12 protein-coding genes and 1 tRNA gene are annotated in these 20,744 nt (G+C 40.4%); 9 read left to right on the forward strand and 4 right to left on the reverse strand.

What is annotated here, in order from left to right; genetic code table 11:
• Positions 1-11: 11 nt before the first annotated feature.
• Positions 12-1,142, reverse strand: a complete 1,131-nt coding sequence (tgt, locus tag M5E07_RS02435; RefSeq protein WP_252221529.1) for a tRNA guanosine(34) transglycosylase Tgt — start codon at positions 1,140-1,142, stop codon at positions 12-14.
• Between the two features lie 287 nt (positions 1,143-1,429).
• Here tgt and M5E07_RS02440 point away from each other — a divergent pair, with 287 nt between their 5' ends.
• Positions 1,430-2,356 carry a sensor domain-containing diguanylate cyclase gene (locus tag M5E07_RS02440; RefSeq protein ID WP_116760438.1) on the forward strand — a complete coding sequence of 309 codons (927 nt, stop codon included), beginning with the start codon at positions 1,430-1,432 and terminating at the stop codon, positions 2,354-2,356.
• A gap of 58 nt (positions 2,357-2,414) precedes the next feature.
• Here the strand turns inward: M5E07_RS02440 and M5E07_RS02445 are convergent, their stop codons facing one another.
• Genes M5E07_RS02445 through queA form a run of 3 tightly spaced genes read right to left on the reverse strand, consistent with a single transcriptional unit; the run spans position 2,415 to position 5,126 of the window.
• Entirely contained in the window at positions 2,415-2,981 is a 567-nt protein-coding gene (locus tag M5E07_RS02445) for a LemA family protein (RefSeq protein ID WP_131264998.1), read from the reverse strand.
• Between the two features lie 38 nt (positions 2,982-3,019).
• Positions 3,020-4,048 (reverse strand): hypothetical protein, encoded by a 1,029-nt coding sequence (locus M5E07_RS02450; RefSeq protein ID WP_252221531.1) that lies wholly within the window; start codon positions 4,046-4,048, stop codon positions 3,020-3,022.
• A gap of 40 nt (positions 4,049-4,088) precedes the next feature.
• Positions 4,089-5,126, reverse strand: a complete 1,038-nt coding sequence (gene queA, locus M5E07_RS02455) for a tRNA preQ1(34) S-adenosylmethionine ribosyltransferase-isomerase QueA (RefSeq protein ID WP_252221533.1) — start codon at positions 5,124-5,126, stop codon at positions 4,089-4,091.
• Between the two features lie 168 nt (positions 5,127-5,294).
• On the opposite strand from queA, the gene M5E07_RS02460 reads away from it, so the two are divergent.
• The 8 genes from M5E07_RS02460 to M5E07_RS02495 all read left to right on the forward strand — a co-directional run bounded on the left by M5E07_RS02460 (position 5,295) and on the right by M5E07_RS02495 (position 20,730).
• A tRNA-Leu gene (locus tag M5E07_RS02460) sits at positions 5,295-5,381 on the forward strand.
• A gap of 164 nt (positions 5,382-5,545) precedes the next feature.
• Positions 5,546-6,073 carry a DUF2939 domain-containing protein gene (locus M5E07_RS02465; RefSeq protein WP_252221538.1) on the forward strand — a complete coding sequence of 176 codons (528 nt, stop codon included), beginning with the start codon at positions 5,546-5,548 and terminating at the stop codon, positions 6,071-6,073.
• A gap of 915 nt (positions 6,074-6,988) precedes the next feature.
• Positions 6,989-7,372 (forward strand): WYL domain-containing protein, encoded by a 384-nt coding sequence (locus M5E07_RS02470; RefSeq protein WP_116760427.1) that lies wholly within the window; start codon positions 6,989-6,991, stop codon positions 7,370-7,372.
• 432 nt (positions 7,373-7,804) lie between these two features.
• Positions 7,805-10,450, forward strand: a complete 2,646-nt coding sequence (locus tag M5E07_RS02475) for an isopeptide-forming domain-containing fimbrial protein (RefSeq protein ID WP_252221540.1) — start codon at positions 7,805-7,807, stop codon at positions 10,448-10,450.
• Positions 10,451-10,465: 15 nt separating this feature from the next.
• A complete protein-coding gene (locus M5E07_RS02480) occupies positions 10,466-13,123 on the forward strand; it encodes a hypothetical protein (RefSeq protein WP_252221543.1) in 2,658 nt (885 codons plus the stop codon).
• Complete coding sequence (locus M5E07_RS02485) at positions 13,110-16,991, forward strand: DUF11 domain-containing protein (protein WP_252221546.1); 3,882 nt, start codon at positions 13,110-13,112, stop codon at positions 16,989-16,991. Before M5E07_RS02480 ends, M5E07_RS02485 begins: the two co-directional genes overlap by 14 nt.
• Positions 16,992-17,471: 480 nt before the next feature.
• Positions 17,472-17,963, forward strand: a complete 492-nt coding sequence (locus M5E07_RS02490; protein ID WP_116760419.1) for a hypothetical protein — start codon at positions 17,472-17,474, stop codon at positions 17,961-17,963.
• Positions 17,964-18,009: 46 nt separating this feature from the next.
• The gene (locus M5E07_RS02495) at positions 18,010-20,730 is read left to right on the forward strand and encodes a DUF11 domain-containing protein (protein WP_252221549.1); all 2,721 of its coding nucleotides are present in this window, start codon (positions 18,010-18,012) and stop codon (positions 20,728-20,730) included.
• The last annotated feature ends 14 nt before the right edge of the window (positions 20,731-20,744 follow it).

Genomic DNA, 20,744 nt, shown 5'->3' on the forward strand with positions numbered 1-20,744 from the left:
TGCTGAAAGAATTAATCTTGCGGACAAGGAGGTACTTCTAAACCACGACGTTGATAAAAGTCTTCAACAAAAGCATCAAACGTCCCGTTATCGAGTGCATTACGAATGTCTTGGGTGAAGCGCTGGTAGTAACGTAAGTTGTGGATAGTCCCCAACATTGATCCCAACATTTCGCCGCATTTTTCTAAATGGAATAAATACGCGCGGGTAAAGTTGGTACAGGTGTAGCAATCACAGTGTGGGTCAAGCGGTTGTTGGTCATGACGGTATTTACTGTTCCGGATACGGACTAAACCATCCGTCACAAAGTAATGACCATTTCGTGCATTTCGGGTTGGCATTACGCAGTCAAACATATCTACGCCACGACGAATACCTTCAACAATGTCTTCTGGCTTACCCACGCCCATTAAATAACGAGGTTTATCCGCAGGCATTTTGTTTGGAAGATAATCCAAAACCTTGATCATTTCTTCTTTCGGTTCGCCGACAGAAAGACCACCAATGGCATAACCATCAAAACCAATGTCGAGTAAACCTGTTAATGATTCTTCACGAAGGTCTTCATACATCCCCCCTTGAATAATGCCAAATAAAGCATTGCTATTATTTAATTCATCGTGGTGATGGGTTTTACAACGTTTTGCCCAACGCAATGAAAGCTGCAATGACTTTTGCGCTTCTTCATGCGTCGCAGGATAAGGGGTGCATTCATCAAAAATCATGACAATGTCAGAATTTAAAGTTTTTTGAATTTCCATCGAAACTTCAGGAGACAAGAAAACTTTAGAACCATCAATCGGAGAGCGAAAAGTCACACCTTCTTCTTTGATTTTACGCATTGCACCAAGACTAAAGACTTGGAAGCCACCTGAGTCGGTTAATATGGGTTTGTCCCATTTCATGAACTTGTGTAAGCCACCATGTGCTTCAATGACATCTAAGCCTGGACGTAAGTACAGGTGAAAAGTATTACCTAAAATAATTTGTGCTTGAATGTCTTCAATATCACGTGGCAACATACCTTTAACTGTGCCATAAGTACCAACAGGCATAAATACAGGTGTTTCAACAACACCATGTTCAAGCGTTAAGCGACCACGGCGGGCACGCCCTGATTGCGCAAGTTTTTCAAACTTCATACAAATTCCAAATCAAGGCGAAAAAACAGTTCGCTGATTGTTCGAGCTAAAAAGAGAGCTATTTTCCTCGATTCTGTACTTAAACGCCAGTTTTGTGATGTGTTGAACTGTTAATTCTGATTCATGAATTACAAAAAATGAGAGAAAAGCATGTGGGATTGGAAGTTTGTATTATTTTTGCTTGTGTAATGATTTGTTTCTATTTTACCTGAAAATAGTGATTAAATTGTAAGTGAAATTGGTATCTACTGATTCTTTACGTTGACTGTGTGTTCCTGGGGTGGGTAATGAGTGAATTAAAAGAATGGGAATTTTATAAAACATTGCTAGAAACGACCAATGCGATTCCTTGGCAAATTAATTGGGATACCAAAGAGTTTAGTTATATTGGACCGCAAATTGAAAGCCTATTGGGGTGGCCACAAGACAGTTGGAAATCTGCACAAGACTGGATTGACCGCATGCATCCAGATGACCGAGATAAGACGGTCGGTATGTGTATTCAACTCTCTGATGATGGTACCGATCATGAGGCAGATTATCGTGCGTTAACCCAAGATGGCGGATACGTCTGGATCCGTGATGTTGTGCATGTGATTCGTGAAAATGATAAAACCATTGCCATTATTGGCTTCATGTTTGATATTTCAGAACGCAAAAGTATGGAATTGGAACTTGAGGAGTTGAATAAAAAGAACCAAGCGTTATTACTGCAAGATCCATTGACGCAGGTGGCAAATCGCAAAGCCTTGAATGAACGGATTGAGTTTGAGTTTAAGCGAGCAGAGCGCAATAAACGACCATTGTCGATACTGTTTATTGATATTGATCATTTTAAAAAATACAACGATGATTTTGGGCATTTGCAAGGCGATCAGTGTTTGATTGCAGTCGCACAGTTATTAAAAAATCAGTTTAGTCGAGCCTACGATTTTGTGGCGCGCTTTGGTGGGGAAGAGTTTGTGGTGATTTTGCCTGAAACCACACTTGAAGATGCAGTTTTATCGGCTGAACGCTTCCGTAAGGCAGTGGCTCATTTGGCCATACCGAGCCTGACGGCAAGTCAGCATGCGAATATCACGGTCAGCATTGGGGTAAATACGCATGGCTCAGGGCAAAACTATTTAAATGTGTCTAGCTTTTTACAGTCGGCAGATCAATTGCTGTATCAGGCAAAAGCCGAAGGGCGGAATCAGGTTCGTTTTCTGTCTTAATTTGAGTTTAAGCAGCATTGTGAAATTTATTCACCATGCTGTCTTTTTTGCTAAATCATTAGAAATTCGGACGATAATCAAAATTTTGCATAGCTGCTGTATCACGAAATGGTCGAATGGCTTTTTTGCCAATGGTCATGGTATTGATGACGTTGTTGGGGAAAATCTGAATTTGGTTGTTAAACAATTCAACATTGCGATTAAAAATGGTAATCGCAGCCCCTACATTTTCGTTTTGTTCTTCAATTTCATTCATCATTTTTAGATAAATTTCATTGGCTTTAAGCTCAGGGTAGTTTTCAACCACGACATTTAGGCTGTGCATGAGTTCTTTGTTTAAGTTCTCAATCCGTTGTAACTGAGATACATCGGCAGTGTTTGCATTCAAACTTAAAATGTTCTGACGCAATTCTGTCACTTTTTCTAAAGTGCCTTTTTCAAAACTTGAATATTGCTCTACCAAGGGTGCAAGCGCATCTAAAATTTTAATTTTTTGACGTTCGTAGCTGGTAACATCTGACCAAGCACGAATAGTGGCATTATGATGGCGTACAATATTATTACGAATGAAAATAATGGCTACAATGGCGATAATAATTAGCAATAATAAAATAAAAAGTCCCATGTTGCCCCCTGTTTAATGGTTGTACAATTTTGTCGCTGTTATTTTAAAAGTTTCAATAAATCAGACTTTAAATGTTCTAGATAAGGTAGTTTAAATGTACGTAAGTGTCCACGTAAACTCGAAATATCTTGGATATTCTGAGCTTTGCTAGAAATTTTGAATAAATCATGTGGTCCTAGATAACACAAGACATCACTCTCGGGATGAAACAACAAATCTCCTGAACGGTACTCAAAAAAGTCCGATAGGCGAAGCACCATGGCGGGTGTCAGCATTTTTGCCATCTGCATTTCATCGGTGCCATAAAATTTGAGTCGCTGATTGGTCTGAATATCACTGGTATGCCATGCAAAAGAATAAGGATGACCAAACGATTTGCTCGCAGTACTGATCGCTAAGCCAGGCATGTCAACACCAAAGACAAATACGCCCCACAGATCACGATGTATTTCCTGAACCTTGACCTGATTGCCATCTTTATCTGTCATGCGGACTTCATTCACAAAGTGATATTGAAATACCAGTACTTGATGGTCCTTGTTTTCTTCATCTGTCCAAACAGTGCTTGCATATAATGGAAAATCATTGGAAACAGAGCCTTGTTCAAATACTGGAAACAGGCGTTTTAAGTGGGCAATAAATAAAACAGGATTGAGTGGAACGGAAATATGTTGTGGTTGGCGGTGGTAAGCCAACTGATATTTTTGTGCAATGGTTTGTTGTTCGAGATAATCAATTACTTCTTCAACGGGGGCGTCATCTTCATAACAAATATAGGCCCAAAATACCATCAACCCGCCACAGAACAGGCTAGCTTGCGCCCAAATACTACTGGGTTGAATCAAAATCGCAAGCATAAAAATACTGCCTGTAATTGCAAGCAACCACGGCAGGGTATTTTCAAACTTCAAGGTGACAGGAGCATTCCAAGGATGTAGACCATCTAAAATTTGTTGATGGCTTTGCGCCTGACGCCCGATGTCCCAAAGCCGAGCAATATTGTGGAAGACCACCTGATTCTTTTTACGACGAATATGAATCGAATGTCGCACAGTATCAATCGGCATAAGAGCAGGAGGTCCTTGTTATTGTTATCTTGTAAAACAGTTATCCTGTAAAACGGTCAATCAGCATGGCATCACCATAACTGAAGAAACGATATTCTGTAGCCACTGCATGTTGGTAGGCATTGAGAATATTGTCACGATTGGATAATGCAGAAACCAACATCAACAGCGTAGATTCAGGTAAGTGGAAATTGGTAATTAAACGATCTACCACTTTAAAATCATAGCCAGGGTAAATGAAAATTTGGGTATCACCGATCCAAGCATCGAGTACACCGCCATGTGCTTGAGCAGCACTTTCCACAGCACGAGTTGCTGTTGTACCAACCGCAATGACTTTATTCCCTCGTGCTTTGGTTTCACGAATTAATTCAACAGTATGCGCTGGTACATCACACCATTCGCTGTGCATCACATGATTGGCAATATCATCGGTACGAACAGGCAGGAATGTTCCAGCACCCACATGTAAGGTCACGAAAGCTTTGTGAATTCCTTTGGCTTCGAGTTTTTCCAGTAAAGTTTGATCGAAGTGTAAACTTGCGGTGGGTGCGGCAACACTGGCTAATTTGCTTGGATCATTGAATACAGTTTGATAGCGTTCAGTATCAATCGCTTCGGCTTCACGGTTGAAGTAGGGTGGAATGGGTAACTGACCGCAACGGTCTAAAACATCCAAAATCGGTTGTGAGAATTCAACAATAAATAAATTCTCGTGGCGACCCTGTACCGTCACTTTAATCTCTTCTGCGCCGACAAACAGTTCTGCACCTGCTTTAGGTGAGTTACTGGCTTTAATGTGGCAATGTGCGATGTGTGCATCCTGCAAACGCTCGACCAAAACTTCAACGGCACCACCTGTTGCTCGTTTACCTTTTAAACGAGCTTTCATCACTTTAGTGTCGTTTAAAATTAAGAGGTCACCTTCATTCAGTAAATCCAGAATATCGGTAAACTGATGATCGTGATATTGACCTTGTGCATCTAAATGGAGCAAGCGTGATGAACTGCGGGTGTCTAATGGATATCGAGCAATAAGCTCATCAGGGAGATCAAAATTGAAGTCAGAAAGTTGCATGACACATTTCGCTAAAAAAACTGACGGTAGTATATGCTTTTTTTCATTTCTTAGTCGAAATTGGTTAAATAAGAATCTAAAAAAACCATTCTGTTTTAAAAGTAACCAAATGTGCTAATCTTACGTTGACAAGTTTTTTAAACAGGTTAATATACGCATCAACACCTACCCGAGGTGGTGAAATTGGTAGACGCGGCGGACTCAAAATCCGCTGTCAGAGATGACGTGTCGGTTCGAGTCCGACCCTCGGGACCATATATTAAAAAGCCCTCAAGCATATTAAGACTTGGGGGTTTTTTATTGCCTGAAATTTAGTGTTCTTCAAGGGAAAGTGCTTTTTAGATATATGTCTTCTGCTTTTGATTCTTTCAATAAGCCGCTATTTTATGATTATAGATAGCTTCATTTGGAAAAGAACAATGAATAAAAAAATCATTTGGACGGTGATTGGACTTATTTTTTGCGCGTTAGCCTATTTCTATGTTTCTCCTTATATTGTGTTGAACAATATAAAAAACGCAGCGCAAGCAGGAGACAGTAAAAAAGTCTCTCAATATATTGATTATCCAAGCGTGCGACAAAGCCTGAAAGATCAGATCAATACAGATATGCTTCAAGACATGAGAGATGAGCAAGATCATTTCTCTGGTTGGGGACAAATGCTAGCTTCGACTTTGTTGGATAAAATCGTTGATGTCGTGGTGACACCAGAAGGAATGACGATGGTCTTGCAAGGGCAGGGCTTGAAAGAAGTTGATCAAGATAAAAGTCAAGAAACTGCTGATGTCAAACGACAAGATAAGCCCGAATATAAAGCGGGCTATACCTCTTGGCTGAATTTTGAGGTACAAATTCAAGCTCCAGAGTCGTCTAAAGTGTTCAAAGTAATGATGGTGCGAGATGGTTTAAGTTGGAAAGTACACAAGATTATTGTTCCATTGCGGTGATCCAGTTTAGAGTCAGTCGGTCAATGTAAATACAGCAGGATTGTCATCATCTTGTAGAAATGATCTTGGCAATAGAGTTTGTGGTCGCGGCATGATTGGTAGGTCTAAGTGTATTTATTATTCAAGTTTCTTGCTCCAAAACTAGATTTGGAGTAACCAAAATTAAGTAAAGGTAAGCAGCACTCAAGCAAAAATAATAGCAGATGGAATAGCAAAAACAGGCTTACCAAAATGGTATTAATGATGCTGATTCATGTCAGCAACTTGTCGAACAGAATTGGAATAATATAGAAAACTGCTTGAATGATCCGCGTGTGAAATACTTTGCATTTAGCAGTAAAGCCTACTGTGTGAACAGGTTTACATCTGTTGAATTTTGTTGAATTGTCTTTTACCCATCGAGATTACTAACCAGTTGGAACGAATTGGGACATAAGAGAAACAGGTCTATGTCAGTAAAATTCAAAATGTAATGTTTGAATAAAAATTATATAAAAATAAGTACTTGAATTTAAATTGTGTTCAAATTTAAGTGTTTTTTTATTTAATGGAATCAATTTGGTGAATGAGTAAAGTATTGGTTATGAGGTATTTATATTTTAAACTAGATAATTTTTAGGAAAGTTCATTTAATTTTAATATCTGTGTTTAAAAGAATAGTGATTTTTTCTAAGCTTTGTATTCAAAAAGTGAAATTTACTCTAATAATAATTTGATGAACATAATATAAATAAGCACTTATATGGGAGGCTTCCTCAATTTATCTTTATGTATAAATCTATTTTTGAAATTAACTAAAAATTAATGCGAAAATTGAATCAATAAAATGATATGGATTTGCTACAATCGCGCGGTCTTTGCGGTTGTTTAAAATAGATAAAGAATTTTAAAGAGATAACGAGGTGCGGTTTGAAGATGGAAATTGCGGGTGCTGTACTGGCGGCTATCTTCTTTGGTAGTTTTGTGTTGATAAGTAAAAGAATACGGAAGCAACCTTGTGGTGCGAATGAAAAAGCATGCCCAGTGAACGCATTAGAACCAGAATGTATTTGTGTACCCTGTAAAACGCTAGAAATTCTTTATCAAAATCAAAAAGGTCAAATGACCATTCGAGATATTGATGTTATTCGGGTATATCAAGAAAAACAGCATTGGTATGTGGAAGCATTTTGTCATTTGTTAAATGAACAGCGTATTTTTGAAGTCGAAAAAATTAAATGTCTAAAATGTCCTAAACATTGTTCACGTTTAATTAATTCAACTGAAATTCTAGAATATTTAACCAAACACCTTGAATGATCATTGGAATATTTTCTTATTTTTTATTCATTTCTTTGCTATGAGTAGTTTATTTCAAAGCAGACTTTTTCTTTATTTGGAAGGGTGAAAATAACTTCGTGTAATTTTTGGAATTAATATTCAAGAGAATACTTGTTTTTTGAGATAGGTTTTTAATTAGTTATTGATAAATCTTGTTTATTTCTATTTTCTTTCGTTGTATTCAGCATTTGATATGCCCCCATCATGAGTAATCAGTAAACGTATCATTTCAATATTTTCTTGAGTGCTATGCCTAAGCGACACAAGTACATGACTTAATCATCAACGAATAATGATAAAAATTAGCTAAAAGCGTGTGCAAAATAATCAACAAATGATACATTTATGTATAATATTGTGACTTATTTATCATTTATTGTAAATTTTGTGAGTGTTTGCTTTATGCAGGGGATGACAACAAGAATACATCGCGCGTTATTGGGGGGTGCATCGCTATTATTGGTCGGTGTTTGTCATGCTTTTCCTCAGCCTGGAAGCTATATTTCCAACGTTGCATCTGGGGACTATACCGATGAGATGGGCAACCTCTTATTGGTTAATTCCAATCCTGTGGCATTAGAGGTGCAAAAAACATATTCCCTAACACTGGTACAAAATCAAAACCAATATGGTGCTATAGGCGGGGTGGTGAATCTTCCACACGTTCTCACCAATACAGGTAATACGGCTGATCGATATACATTAAGTCTAGTGCAAAGTAGTAATGATAATTTTGATTTAAGTCATGTAAAGGTCTATGCAGACCGCGATCAAAATGGTTTACCTGATAATACCGAAGACTTATTGGTCGGTTCAATTGAGCTGAATGCAGGGCAATCTTTAGCAGTTGTGATTGTGGGGAGTATTCCTACCACGGTGGCTTTTAATCAGCTTAGTCGTTTAGACCTTACAGCCATTAGTCAGCAAAATATTACACTTTCTGCACAAGTCACGGACACGATTCGTGTTGTGGATGATGCCGTGATTTCTCTGGTGAAGGCACAAAGTGCAAGTGAAGGTAATATTGGTGATTTGATTACCTATACTTTGACCTATCGAAATACAGGGACAGCAACACGTCGCGTCGTATTGCAAGATGTATTGGATGATTCTTTAGATTATGTAACAGGCTCGGCACTTTGGAATCAGAATACCACCGCACTCACCGATGCCAATGATACTGAAGCATCTGCCAATACAGGAATTGCTTATCAATTTAAACCTGATGGGAAGAGTTTGGAAGCCAGTATTGCCGCTGTTGCCCCTCTAACATCAGGCACGCTGAGCTTTAAAGCCAAAGTGAAACAAGGTGCAGCGAATAAAATTCCCAATACAGCAGGTTTTGTACAATATGACACGGATAACACCACGGTAAAACTGAGCAGTTTTTCCAATACCGTGATTTATAATTTGGCCGCTGTCTATGGAGTGGTTTTAAATAATAAATCCAGTTCAGCAACGAACGGTGGGAATCCCAATAGCAGTCCTGATAACTTGGTCATTCAGGCCAGTTTAAAACCTGGGCAAGAAATATTTTTTAATAACTATGTGTGGAATATCGGCAATACCACAGATACGTATAATTTAAGTTACAGCTCAAGCAATCTACCGAGTTGCGCCAAAGTTAATTTTTACACGCAGGATGGGAAAACTTTACTCACGGATACCAATGGTGACGGTAAAGTCGATACAGGTTCGATTTCAAATGCTGCGGTAAAACAAATTCAGGTTGGGGTATCTGCATCTACAGGTTGTAGTAGCAGTGTCAGCCATATCAATATTGATGTGGTTGCAACCTCGATTGCTTCAAACTTAGTTTCGGACCCGATTCGTAACCAAATTACGACCTTAACGGTCGTGTCCAGCAGCAGTGATTTATATAACGCGGATCAGTCAGGTTTGGGCGTAGGTGTCTTGGATAACTTAGGTCAAGCTTTACGCACGGTTAAAGTGGTTTCGGGTAAAGCCGTTTTTCCTTTGGTCGCAAAGAATAATTCAAACCAAGCCAATAACTATAATTTATATGCATCCTTTAGCCCTATCGATGTCGCCAATATTGTACCGACCAGCAAAACGGGCTTTAGCGTCAAATTTTATGAAGGTGATGCAAGCTGTCAAACAGTTGGTAAGCAAATTACCAATACGGGAACCTTAGCCGCAGGGGCAAGCAAAGCATATTGTGCAGTGATTGATGTTGATGCCAGTCAACAGAATTTTACAGCTCCAATTTGGTTTGCGATTCAATCACCCATCAATCAACAGGCGGACTCCATTAAGAACCAAATTGAAAGTAATGTTGCGCGCTTACTTACTCTGATCAATGATCAGCAGGGACAGGTGGGTGTTGGTGGGACGATTGTTTATGTGCATACATTAAAGAATCTGGGCAATATGGCGGAAGGTGAGAATGCAGGTTCTCAAGTGAACCTTAACGTGGTTCCGCTGAAAAATGATGGCTTTGTCTACAGCCTTTATTACGATGCCAATAAAAATGGTCAAATTGATAGTGCAGATCAAATTATTAGTGCAACAACCAGTCTAAATCAGCTTTTGGGCAGTGCAGGTTTGCCACCTCAAACTGACATTCAACTTTTACTTAAAGTTCAGGCAGCACCTTCGGCAACAGAAGGAGTGGTGAGTCAGGCGGATATTTTAGTTGAGATTTCTGATTTTAATGGCATTCATTTAGACAACTTAAAAAACACAGATGTGACTACGGTAGCCACTGGGCATTTACAGTTATTGAAAACACAAGCAGTGAATAGTGGCTGTATAACCAGTGATCTAGCAGCTTTGAGCTATACCACTCAGTTGGTTTCAGTTAAGCCAAATCAGTGTGTGGCCTATAAACTCACACTCAAAAATGATGGTAGCTCTGTGGTGAAGAATGTGCAGTTTAATGATGTTGTTCCTGCCTATACCAGTCTTATTGGGACGCCTGTGATTGTGCCGACAGGGGTGGACCTTTCTTCAGGTGAGAAAGTTTCAGCTTTGGTGAGTAGTTTAGATCCAAATCAAGAAGCCAATTTCTACTTTGTTATTCGTGTTAACCCTTAAGCGTAGGCTCGGAAAATGTTTGCAGAAAAGAAAATGATTCGACACATGCGTATTGCTATGCTGAGCTTGTTGGGGGCAACAGCATCGACTGGGGTTTTTGCTGATGCTTTGGTCATCAGTAACATGGCTGTGGGGGAATACAAAGAAGAAGGCTCTACTGTAGTTCAAGTGGCACGTTCCAACTTGGTTCAAACCACGGTGATTCCTGTGTATAACCTGAGTTTAAAGGATAATCGTACGGAATATGTACGCCCAGGTCAGGCGGTTTATTATCATCATGTTTTAACCAACACTGGGAACGAGCGTGATCTTTATAATTTGTTGGGCAGTCAAATTGCAGGGGGAAGTTTTACCCACAGTAATATTGAAATTTATTTAGATGCCGATCGAAATGGTGTTGCAGACAATAATACGCCGATTAGCCAATATAGCTTAAATGCTGGAGAGACAGTTGCACTGATTATTAAAGCAATGATCCCTTCATCAGCAGCCGTAAATAGCTTCGGTCAGATTCAACTCACAGCAACCTCTACACAACAACCCAGCCTGACTCAAAATAATATTGATACATCACGAATCACTGATCAGGCGGTGCTAAATTTAACCAAGAGTTTTGATAAAACAAACGTCGTAAATGGTGATATTGCAACTGTCCGTTTAACCTATTTCAATAACGGTAATAACAGCGGTGTAGTGAATATCAGCGACCTGCTGGATACGACTCAGTTGACCTATGTAGCAGGGAATGAAAACTGGAATGGACAGGCACTTAACGCAGCGACCGGCAGTAATGACCCGACAGGGATCAACTACTATCTCGATAGCGATGGTAAAACCATTCGTGCACAGATCAGCAATGTGCCTGCAAATGCGCAAGGCTATATTGAGTTCCGTGTTCGTGTGGTGCGTACAGCACCTGGCGAAATTCCAAACTTGGCCAATATGGACTACGACCATGACGGTCTTTCCACCACTGCAAATTTAACCACACAGTCGAACACTGCGGTATTAAGCATTAAGCCAATCTATGGGGTGGTGATTAATGCTGCCGAAAATAGTGTGAGTGGTAATGATTTACTAGAAAAATTAGGGATAAGTAATGGTGGTACGGTTCTTTTTGAAAACTACGTTTGGAATACAGGAACGGTAGCAGATCGGTTCAATTTAACGTTTAACAGCCATAATTTACCGACAGGTAGTGTATTGGAATTCTATCGTGCAGATGGCGTGACCCCATTATTTGATACCAATAATGACGGCATTATTGATACAGGGACGCTTGAAGCAGGCGCTAAACTTCCGATTATTGTGAAGGTCACCTTCCCAGTAGATTATGTGGATACAGCCAACACAATTTACAATATCGTTCCTAAGGCGCAATCGATTACTGATAACACCAAAACAGATACGGTACAAGATCGGACTTCTCTCATTCAAAGTACTGCTTCTCGCCTAGTTGACCTGATCAATAGTCCAGAAGCTACGGCAAATGGTATGGGAAATGGCAATGTGTCCAATGGTGGTTCGCCGTGGAAAACCTTAGCAGGGGGAAATAACCAAACAGTAGTGTTCCCACTTACGGTGCGTCATACAGGTCAAGCGACCACATATAACTTTAGTGCCGATGCGGATAATAATTTTACGACAGTCGCATTGCCTCCTGAAATTAGTTCAGTCCGTTATTTCTCGACAGCAACGACAAACTGTTCAGTACTTGGGGCAGAAATCTCTTCAACTCGTTTGTTAGATAATGATGAATCGCAGCTTTATTGCGCCGTGGTGGAAATTCGTGCAGATGCTCAAAGCACAAGTCAACCAATTCCGATTTATTTTAAAGTCGCTTCTTCAAATCTCGTTACGTCAGCACCAAGTAATGGTTATGACGTAATCCAGAATGCCATCACGATTAACTCAAATGCGAGTCAAGGTGGAGTGAGTTTAGAGCCTGATTTGCGTGGGCAAATTGCGCCGGGCGGCAGTATTGTTTATAGCCATAGCCTAAAGCCGTGGGGAACTTCGGTATTGTCTGCAACGGACAGTTTAAGCATTGCCAATGATCGAACAGGTTTTACCACGACGCTTTACTACGATGCCAATAATGATGGGCAGTTAGATGCTTCTGATCCGATGATTCAGAATTTATCAGTTGTAAATAGTTCTATTTTAAGCAGCAAAGCGCCTATTCGTATCTTTAATAAAGTTGAAAATACCGCGTATAACACTGTTGGAGTCGTGAATACTTCCATCATTAGCCTAAAAAATAGTGCTGGGACGATATTAGATACGGCAACAGACATTACAACTATAACCACTGCGCCAGTCCGTTTGAGTAAGTTGCAAGCTAAAGATAATAATTGTGATGGTGTCGCGGATAGTGCGTATACCTCAAATGTCTTGCCGATCACGCGTAATGCAGATGGTTCAGGACAATGTGTTCTGTATCAATTAACCGTGAAGAATTTGGGTGCTTCGGCCATTGGTCGATTTAATTTTTATGATTACACGCCTGAAGCGATGGTCATGAGTAAAGCACCAAGTTGTAGTACATGTGAATCTGGTTCGCTTAGTGCACCTGCACTGGGACAAACAGGTGCAATTAAAGCTTCTGTTGCAGCAATAAATAGTAATGAAAGCCATAGCTTAGAGTTTGGAGTGAAGTATGTGGGGAACTAATAAACATCCAAATAATCGTCTTGTTGGAAATTTACAGATGCTTAAACTCATGCAAATACTTAGTTCTTTATTGATATTCATTACGAGTTTATTGTTTGCCTCACTTGTAAGTGCTGCAACACCTACACTTGAGATTATGTCTAATTCCTATACGGGAATGCCTAATGTGGGAGCGACGACATCAGCTCAAAGAAATACATATGTCTTCAATATCAATAACCCAAATGATAATTCGGGGACGTTAAATTATTTCCCAAGAATTAACGTGGATTATACATTAACTAACCAACAGTATGATTCAAATAACAACCCTGCCCTTTTTTTTGGTGTAACCAATCTTACAGTTTTCCCAAAACTAGTTGATCAGGGAAGTCCAAGTAATTCCCATTTTTCTTCAACACGCACATTACCGGGGCAAGGTATTGATGTAAATTCAAACCACGGTTTACGAATGACAGCAGATACAAGTAAGTTTCTGGGTAGTCCAGCCAATACGGCTAATGTAAATGGAGGATTGGGATATCAAGTAGGAGAAGTCACTTTAACGTGGGATAGGCCTGTTAGAAATCCAGTGATTAATATATCAGGCTTAGGCGCTGTCCGTACATTAACGAGTACTGGTGAAATTTTGTTAGGGATGTCTGCCCAGTTTAAACTAACTACTACCACAAATATTAGCAGTGTATATGCGTTATCTGGTGTAAATTTCTCTGTAACCAATAATGGCGAGATAAGAAATACATCTTCGGTACTGGGAGCGAGCGCGTCAAATGGTGGAGCTAGTGGTAGTATTCAGGTTTTAACATCTGCACCTATTACAGTTCTAAAATTTAATGTTTATTTTAGAACAGACCGAACTGCTGGGGTAATTACAGAAAGCTCAACAACAGGTACTGCATTGCAGGATGCTTTTGTCTTTAGTAGTTCTAGTGTCGACTCTATGGTTGGGGATTTGGTGGTTTCAAAAACTAATGCCACAACCCAAGTCTATTCTGGTGCTACAACTACTTATACAGTACGCGTCACCAATAATGGTCCAGATACTTATACAGGAACATTACTCAAGGATGTAGTCGGGGCAGGGTTAACTGCGACAGCTGTTGCCTGTAGTACAGTTGCGAGCAATAAATGTACCACCGCCCCAGCTTTAAGTAGTCTAGGCTCGATTGATACTGGTGCCTTAGCTGTTGGCGAATTCTATGAAATTTTAGTGACCACACGTGTGAATGCTGCGGCAGGCAGTACGGTAACAAATACAGCGACAGTTGAACTACCAACACTTGGTTCATCAACAGGGGTAAGTTGTACAACCTTAAATGCAAATGGTATTACACGTTCATTTAACTCAACTACAGGTGCATGCACCACAGCAGACCAAGATACTGTACTTGCTTCTGCTGACCTAGAAGTCTCAAAAACATCACATAAAACGACATACGATACAGGCGATGTTGTTAAATACACGATTAAAGCTTGGAATAATGGCGCATTGGCAGTTACCGATGCGAAATTAACAGATGTCGTTCCAACCAATATTTCGGGTTTGAGTTGGACTTGTACCAAATATGGTACGGCCGTTTGCCCAACATCTACAAATATGGCCACTTCAGAAAGTAGCAATAGTTTAACTGCGACTGGGTTGAGCTTGCCAGCAAATGGGAAAGATGTAAATTATTTAGAGTTCACTATAACAGGGTTGGCTTATAAAGCAGGTTCGGTGGCGAATACAGCATCAATTACAACGAGTGTTTTTGATCGGAACTCTACGAATAACAGTGCAACAGCCAATATGACTATTGCACAAAATATGCCAATCGCCACAGGAAACACACAAAATCAGTGTTTATCTAGTCAAGCAGTCAATCTCGTTTCTAATACTGCATTTATTAGCTATGACGCTGATAACACATTGACAGCTAAGAGTTATGATCTTAAAACAGCGGGGAGTAGTCCAAGCATACTTCCAAATACTGTGATGTATGGCACAGGAGCAAATGGTGCTTTAGAAGTAAAAGGTCGACTCAGTTGGTCTTATGGTAGCCCACGGAGTAATACGACTGGTGTGACTATACGGGTGCTAGTGGATGGAGTTATTTATGCAGTATTGGTTACACCAGGAAAAAGCTCAAACAATACAGCAACTTTCAATGCATTGAATGGTGCACAGGTAGTTGAAACAGAATATGCTTTGACTTCTTATCAAGCAGACCCAGAGTCAATTAATTTTACAATTACATTACCGACGACGGTTACGAGTGTAAAAGTTGTAAGCACAGAGTTTCAGAGTTATGCTAGTTCTGGTGTCGCAGGTGATGATATTGGTATTGGCTTAAATGAAGTCAATGCCTGTTTAAAGCCAACATTTGCAATGAACAAAGTGTCTGAAAATGGCACAGACAGCTTCAACTTTAGTGCTTTTACCAACTTGAGCAATGCCAATGCTGAAACCATTACCAGTGGTGAAGTGGTCACAACAGTAGTTGGGGCTGCACAATCGGTTCGTTTAAAGAAAAGTACATCCCCCGTTGAGCAAGGCTCATTATTGGCTTATGCAACACCAAACACAGCCATCAGTTTTACTGAATCGACATCGACTTTATATTCACTTAAAAGTATTGAATGTACAGATACCAATGCAGCCATTTCAGGAAATAGTACTGCAAATTTGGGGGGCGTAAATGGTTTGACCCAAACTATACCGGCAGCGAATGTGAAATTTGCCGCTAAACTGGTTTGTCGCGTGACCAACAGTAAAAAAGCAGGTTATGTATTTTCGGGGCGGGTGTTTAACGATAACAGCGGTACAACTTCAGATGTTTCCAAGGCGTATAACGCGATTGTAGATGCAGGTGAAGTGGGAATTGCAGGGAGTGTTGTTGAACTGCAAGATTGTAGCAGTAAGGCCATTTTGGCTTCTGCAACCAGCAATGCCAATGGTGATTTTAAAATTCAAACCTTAGATGACGTATTTGCTGGGCGAAGTAATGTTTGTTTGGTACAGCGTAATTTGACAGGTTTTGATTCGGTGAGTTCTGCAAAAGCCAGTAGCGTGACAGCGACAGCCGACACCAGTAATGACTTCTTTACCATTCCTAAAGCTGCAAATGTGACTAGCTATGATGGTTTCTTGTTTGGTGATGCCGAGTTGCAGTTGGTCTTAACGCAAAATGGACAAAAAACTATTGTGGCAGGTGATGTGGTGGATTATCCACATGAGCTTAGTGCAAAAAGTGTCATGAATGCGCTGAATTTAACGGAAACCAAAGAGCAACAACCTGCAAACAGTCAGCCTTGGCAGAGTTTGGTTTACGTAGATAGCAACTGTAATGCACAGTTAGATCAAGGTGAGAATTTGTTCACCAGTCGCGTATTAAAAGCCAATGAAAAAATTTGTTTGATTCAGCGAGTAAATTCACCTACTACGGCACAAGGTGGTGATCGCTTTATTGCGAGCTTCAAGGTCAATGGCAAGGCGACTTATACCGCTGCGACGACCAAGGAAAGTAATAGTGTGAATGATATTACAACGATTGGCACAGCAGGTCTCAATATGAGCAAACTGGTGCGAAAAACATCTGCATGCCCTGCACCGAGCAATGATTCAACGCCGTTTACTGTAACGAACCAAGCTGCAAAAGGCGATTATTTGGAATATCAAATCACCTATACCAATAATTCAAATAAAAACTTGGTTGATATTGTCCTTAAAGACAGTGTTCCATTAGGAACAGTTTATGGAGCCATGTCTTGCAGTGTTTCAGGATGTCAAACTCAAGAAAGTTCAGGACAGTTAATCTGGACAATTCCGGGTGTATTGGCGCCTAAGCAAAAGGAGCAAGTCGGGTTCTGCGTGCGGATTCCAAACTAGTTTTGATTTTGGGTAAATACAATAAGGTCGGGTCATTTTATGGAGCCGACCTTATTTTTTCTGTTAGATTTGCTATGTAAAATATTCAATGCATTGCTTGAAGCGGTCAGATGAGTTGAAACTACCAGAGTTGTGCCAAAATTAATTTAAAATAAACAATAAAAACAAATGCTTAATTTTTGATAATACTTCAATTCCCCTCTGAAAATAATTGAATCATCACGATTAGTTTCACATTGTTTCTTTGTGTAAGGTCACTGTTTTTATGAAAATTGATGATAAACAGTCATTTATTTCAAATATTGTAAACTTATATAAATAAATTTAAAAATCAAGAGTGAACCAGTTAACATTTTTTTTATAAAATGTATGGTGATGCGTTTGTTTTTTGTTTAATATTGCTTTGAGCTTTGCAACATTAATTTACTTAAATGTGATTAATGTCGCAAATATGTGCATTGGGTTGCAGTGGATAAAATCATGTTAAACAAAAGAACTACGCTGAAAAAATTGATGATGGGTTTAATGCTTGCAGGGGGGGCTGCTCATGGAATGGCTGCCGCTACGACATCAAATGAGCCTGTATCAATTCAGTTAAAAGCATTCAAAAAAGTTGTAGACAGTAAAGGGAATGCACAGTTTCAAGCTGCAAACTCAATCAAGCCTCAAGATGTGATCGAGTATCGTGCGACTTATACCAACAACACGACACACAGCATTAAAAGTTTAAAAGCAACCTTACCAATTCCAGCAGATACTCAATATTTAGGCAACAGCCTGCCTTCAGGCGCACTTGCCAGTACAGATGGCGTTAACTTTGCTGCGATGCCATTAAAGAAAAAAGTAGATGGAAAACTCGTCAACGTTCCACTCAAGGAATATCGCGCTTTACAGTGGCAAATCATGGAATTACCTGCCAAGAAAACAGTAACTGTTAGTGCGCAAGCCAAAGTAAATGCATCAAACGATTAATTTCTAAATTTTATACACGTCATTTTGATGGGGTCGGGGGACTCTTATGCCTATGAATTTGAAGAACACAAAGCGAAATAGCCTTTATGTGTCAATTGCGACAATTTTAGGGGGCTTTGCTTTTTTCGCGACAGGTGCACATGCAGCAGCACCAGCCGCAGGAACAAACATTAGTAACATTGCAACAGCATCGTATGTAGATGGTACATCGACCACACGTACTGTGACGTCAAATGAAGTCAAAACGACTGTTTTACAGGTGGGTAGCTTCACACTCGAGCAAAACCGTACCGCAACTGCCAACCCGAATGGTGTCGTGACTTTATCGCACGTCTTGACCAATACAGGTAACGGAACGGATGAATTCACGCTGAATTTAGCCAACGTGGCTGGAGATAATTTTGATTTCTCCAACATTGCGATTTATTTAGATGCAAATAAAGATGGTGTGCCAGATAACGGTACGAATTTGGCAGGTCAAAAAGTTACCTTAAATGCTGGTGAGTCTGTAGGCTTGGTCGTGGTGGGTACAACTGCCGCAACAGCATCAGCAGGTAATTCTGGTCAATTAGAACTGTCTGCCGCAAGTACTTATATTACTGTCGTAGCGGACAAGACCAAGAAGAATACTGACACCGTAACGATTGTTACTGGTGCGGTCATTCAAGTGACGAAGTCTGCCAATGTAACCGCCGTTGCACGTGGCGATACCGTGACTTATGAATTGACTTATAAAAATACGGGTAATTCCGATGCAGCCAATCTAACCATTGAAGATATTTTACCTTCAGGTGTGACCTATGTTGCAGGTTCAGCACGTTGGAGCGGTCAGACCGCGGCATTGACCGATGCGACGGGTGATGAAGCGGCAGCAGCGGCGAAGTACGAATTTACCAATGGTAAAGTTCAGTTAGTTCTTGCTTCTGTAGTGCGTAACAGTACCGGCAAGTTAACCTTTCAAGTGACGGTAGATAGTGCTGCTCCTGCAGGAAAAATTACCAACATCGCGACATTTGACCCAGATGGTCCAGGTAATGAGACGTCTCAACCAACCAACCCGTATGATGTAACTGTACAGTCTACGTATACGGGTACCATCAACGATAACGCAAGCGATACTTATTCGGATGCGCAAAAAACAAGTGATCCTACTAAGAATGACTTGATCGAAACAACAGCAGTACAAGGTTCCCCAGTTTTATTTGGGGCATCAAGCTCTACAGAAGATATTTGGATTCACAACCTTGGTAATGTCGCTGAAACCTATAACATTACAGTTAATAAATCGGCACTGCCTGCGGGTTCTATTGTTGAGTTATTAAAGTCAGATGGTAATACACCGTTAACCGATACCAATGGTGATGCGAGTGTGGACAGTGGTCCATTGGCTTCAGGTGGTCACCTTGAAATCTCTGCACGTATTACGTTACCAAATGGTTATACAGGCCCAATTACAGCATCTGGTCTGGACACAATCTTAACTATTACACCAGTGCACGCGCCTGCATCTTCAGATACTGTGACTTTAAGAATTAGCAATATCACAGCGTCAAAAGTCGATTTGAGCAATGGTAAAGGGAATAAAAACTATACGGAAGATGATACGGGCTTAACCGGTGAAGGGGAATACGTTTCAGGTAATGTGGTAACCACGGTAACAACTAAACCTGGCGTTGCGGCGACCTTCCCAATTGCTATAACGAATTACGGTTCAACATCGGACAACTATAACTTTGGTACTGAACAAGCATTACCATCGGGTTGGACTGTTGAATACTTTGTTGCCGATGCCAATGGTGTTTGTTCAGCAACGAAAGTGACCAATACGGGTGCAATTCAGCCAAATACAACGGCGTATTTCTGTGCCAAGGTGACTCCATCTACAGATGCAACACCTGCCAATAGCCAAGATATCGTCTTCACCATTAATTCGCCTGCAACAGGTTTAACAGACAAGATGAAAGATCACTTGACTGTAGAAGCCGTACGTGGACTTTCATTCTTGGCGGATCAACAAGGTCAGGTCGCACCGGGTGGTACGATTGTCTATAAACATACCTTAACCAACAACGGTAACGTTGTAGAGGGTATTGCTGATGGAACATTACCGATCAGCATTACACATGACCCTGCAACTAATGGTTTTGTGACTTCTGTTTATGTGGATAAAAACAACAACGGTATTGCAGACACGGATGAGTTGGTTACTGATATTCAGAACCTTAACAAGTGGTTAATTGCAACCAATGCTGCAGATGGTCTTTCTCCAAAAGAAAGTATCAATATCTTGGTTAAAGTTGAAGCACCAAGTAATGCAACAGCGGGTCAAGCCGATTTGTCAATTGTGACGGTTACACCGACTGGCGCATTAAATGGTACGGCTGCTCCTGCTGCTGTCACTGTGACAGATAAAACCACAGTCAACATTGGTCAAGTCCGTCTGGAAAAAATGCAAGCACTAGATGCAGCATGTGACGGAACACCAGATGGTGGCTTTGGAACATCTACACTTCAGGCGAAACCAGGTGCTTGTATCATTTACCAAATTAAAGCGGTGAATGATGGTAATCAGGCAGTAACTAAAGTTGAGATTACCGATGCTGTACCAAGTTACACCACTCTAGGTTCGTCGCCTGCGGCTGCGCTAGAGCCAGTATCAAAAGGTACTGTGACCAATACGGCAAACAACTTGAAGTCATCTCAATTTGATTTGGCACCGTCTGAAACGGTGACGATGAAGTTCAGCGTTAAAGTTGATGCTCAATAATTAAGTCAAAACAT

Source organism: Acinetobacter tibetensis (assembly GCF_023824315.1).
Lineage (GTDB): Bacteria > Pseudomonadota > Gammaproteobacteria > Pseudomonadales > Moraxellaceae > Acinetobacter > Acinetobacter tibetensis.

Coding starts and splice junctions, on each gene's coding strand:
- M5E07_RS02470 (WP_116760427.1), top strand. CDS start 6,989: ATGGAAATTGCGGGTGCTGTACTGGCGGCTATCTTCTTTGGTAGTTTT.
- queA (WP_252221533.1), bottom strand. CDS start 5,126: ATGCAACTTTCTGACTTCAATTTTGATCTCCCTGATGAGCTTATTGCT.
- M5E07_RS02495 (WP_252221549.1), top strand. CDS start 18,010: ATGCCTATGAATTTGAAGAACACAAAGCGAAATAGCCTTTATGTGTCA.
- M5E07_RS02480 (WP_252221543.1), top strand. CDS start 10,466: ATGTTTGCAGAAAAGAAAATGATTCGACACATGCGTATTGCTATGCTG.
- M5E07_RS02465 (WP_252221538.1), top strand. CDS start 5,546: ATGAATAAAAAAATCATTTGGACGGTGATTGGACTTATTTTTTGCGCG.
- M5E07_RS02450 (WP_252221531.1), bottom strand. CDS start 4,048: ATGCCGATTGATACTGTGCGACATTCGATTCATATTCGTCGTAAAAAG.
- M5E07_RS02475 (WP_252221540.1), top strand. CDS start 7,805: ATGACAACAAGAATACATCGCGCGTTATTGGGGGGTGCATCGCTATTA.
- M5E07_RS02485 (WP_252221546.1), top strand. CDS start 13,110: ATGTGGGGAACTAATAAACATCCAAATAATCGTCTTGTTGGAAATTTA.
- M5E07_RS02440 (WP_116760438.1), top strand. CDS start 1,430: ATGAGTGAATTAAAAGAATGGGAATTTTATAAAACATTGCTAGAAACG.
- M5E07_RS02445 (WP_131264998.1), bottom strand. CDS start 2,981: ATGGGACTTTTTATTTTATTATTGCTAATTATTATCGCCATTGTAGCC.
- M5E07_RS02490 (WP_116760419.1), top strand. CDS start 17,472: ATGTTAAACAAAAGAACTACGCTGAAAAAATTGATGATGGGTTTAATG.
- tgt (WP_252221529.1), bottom strand. CDS start 1,142: ATGAAGTTTGAAAAACTTGCGCAATCAGGGCGTGCCCGCCGTGGTCGC.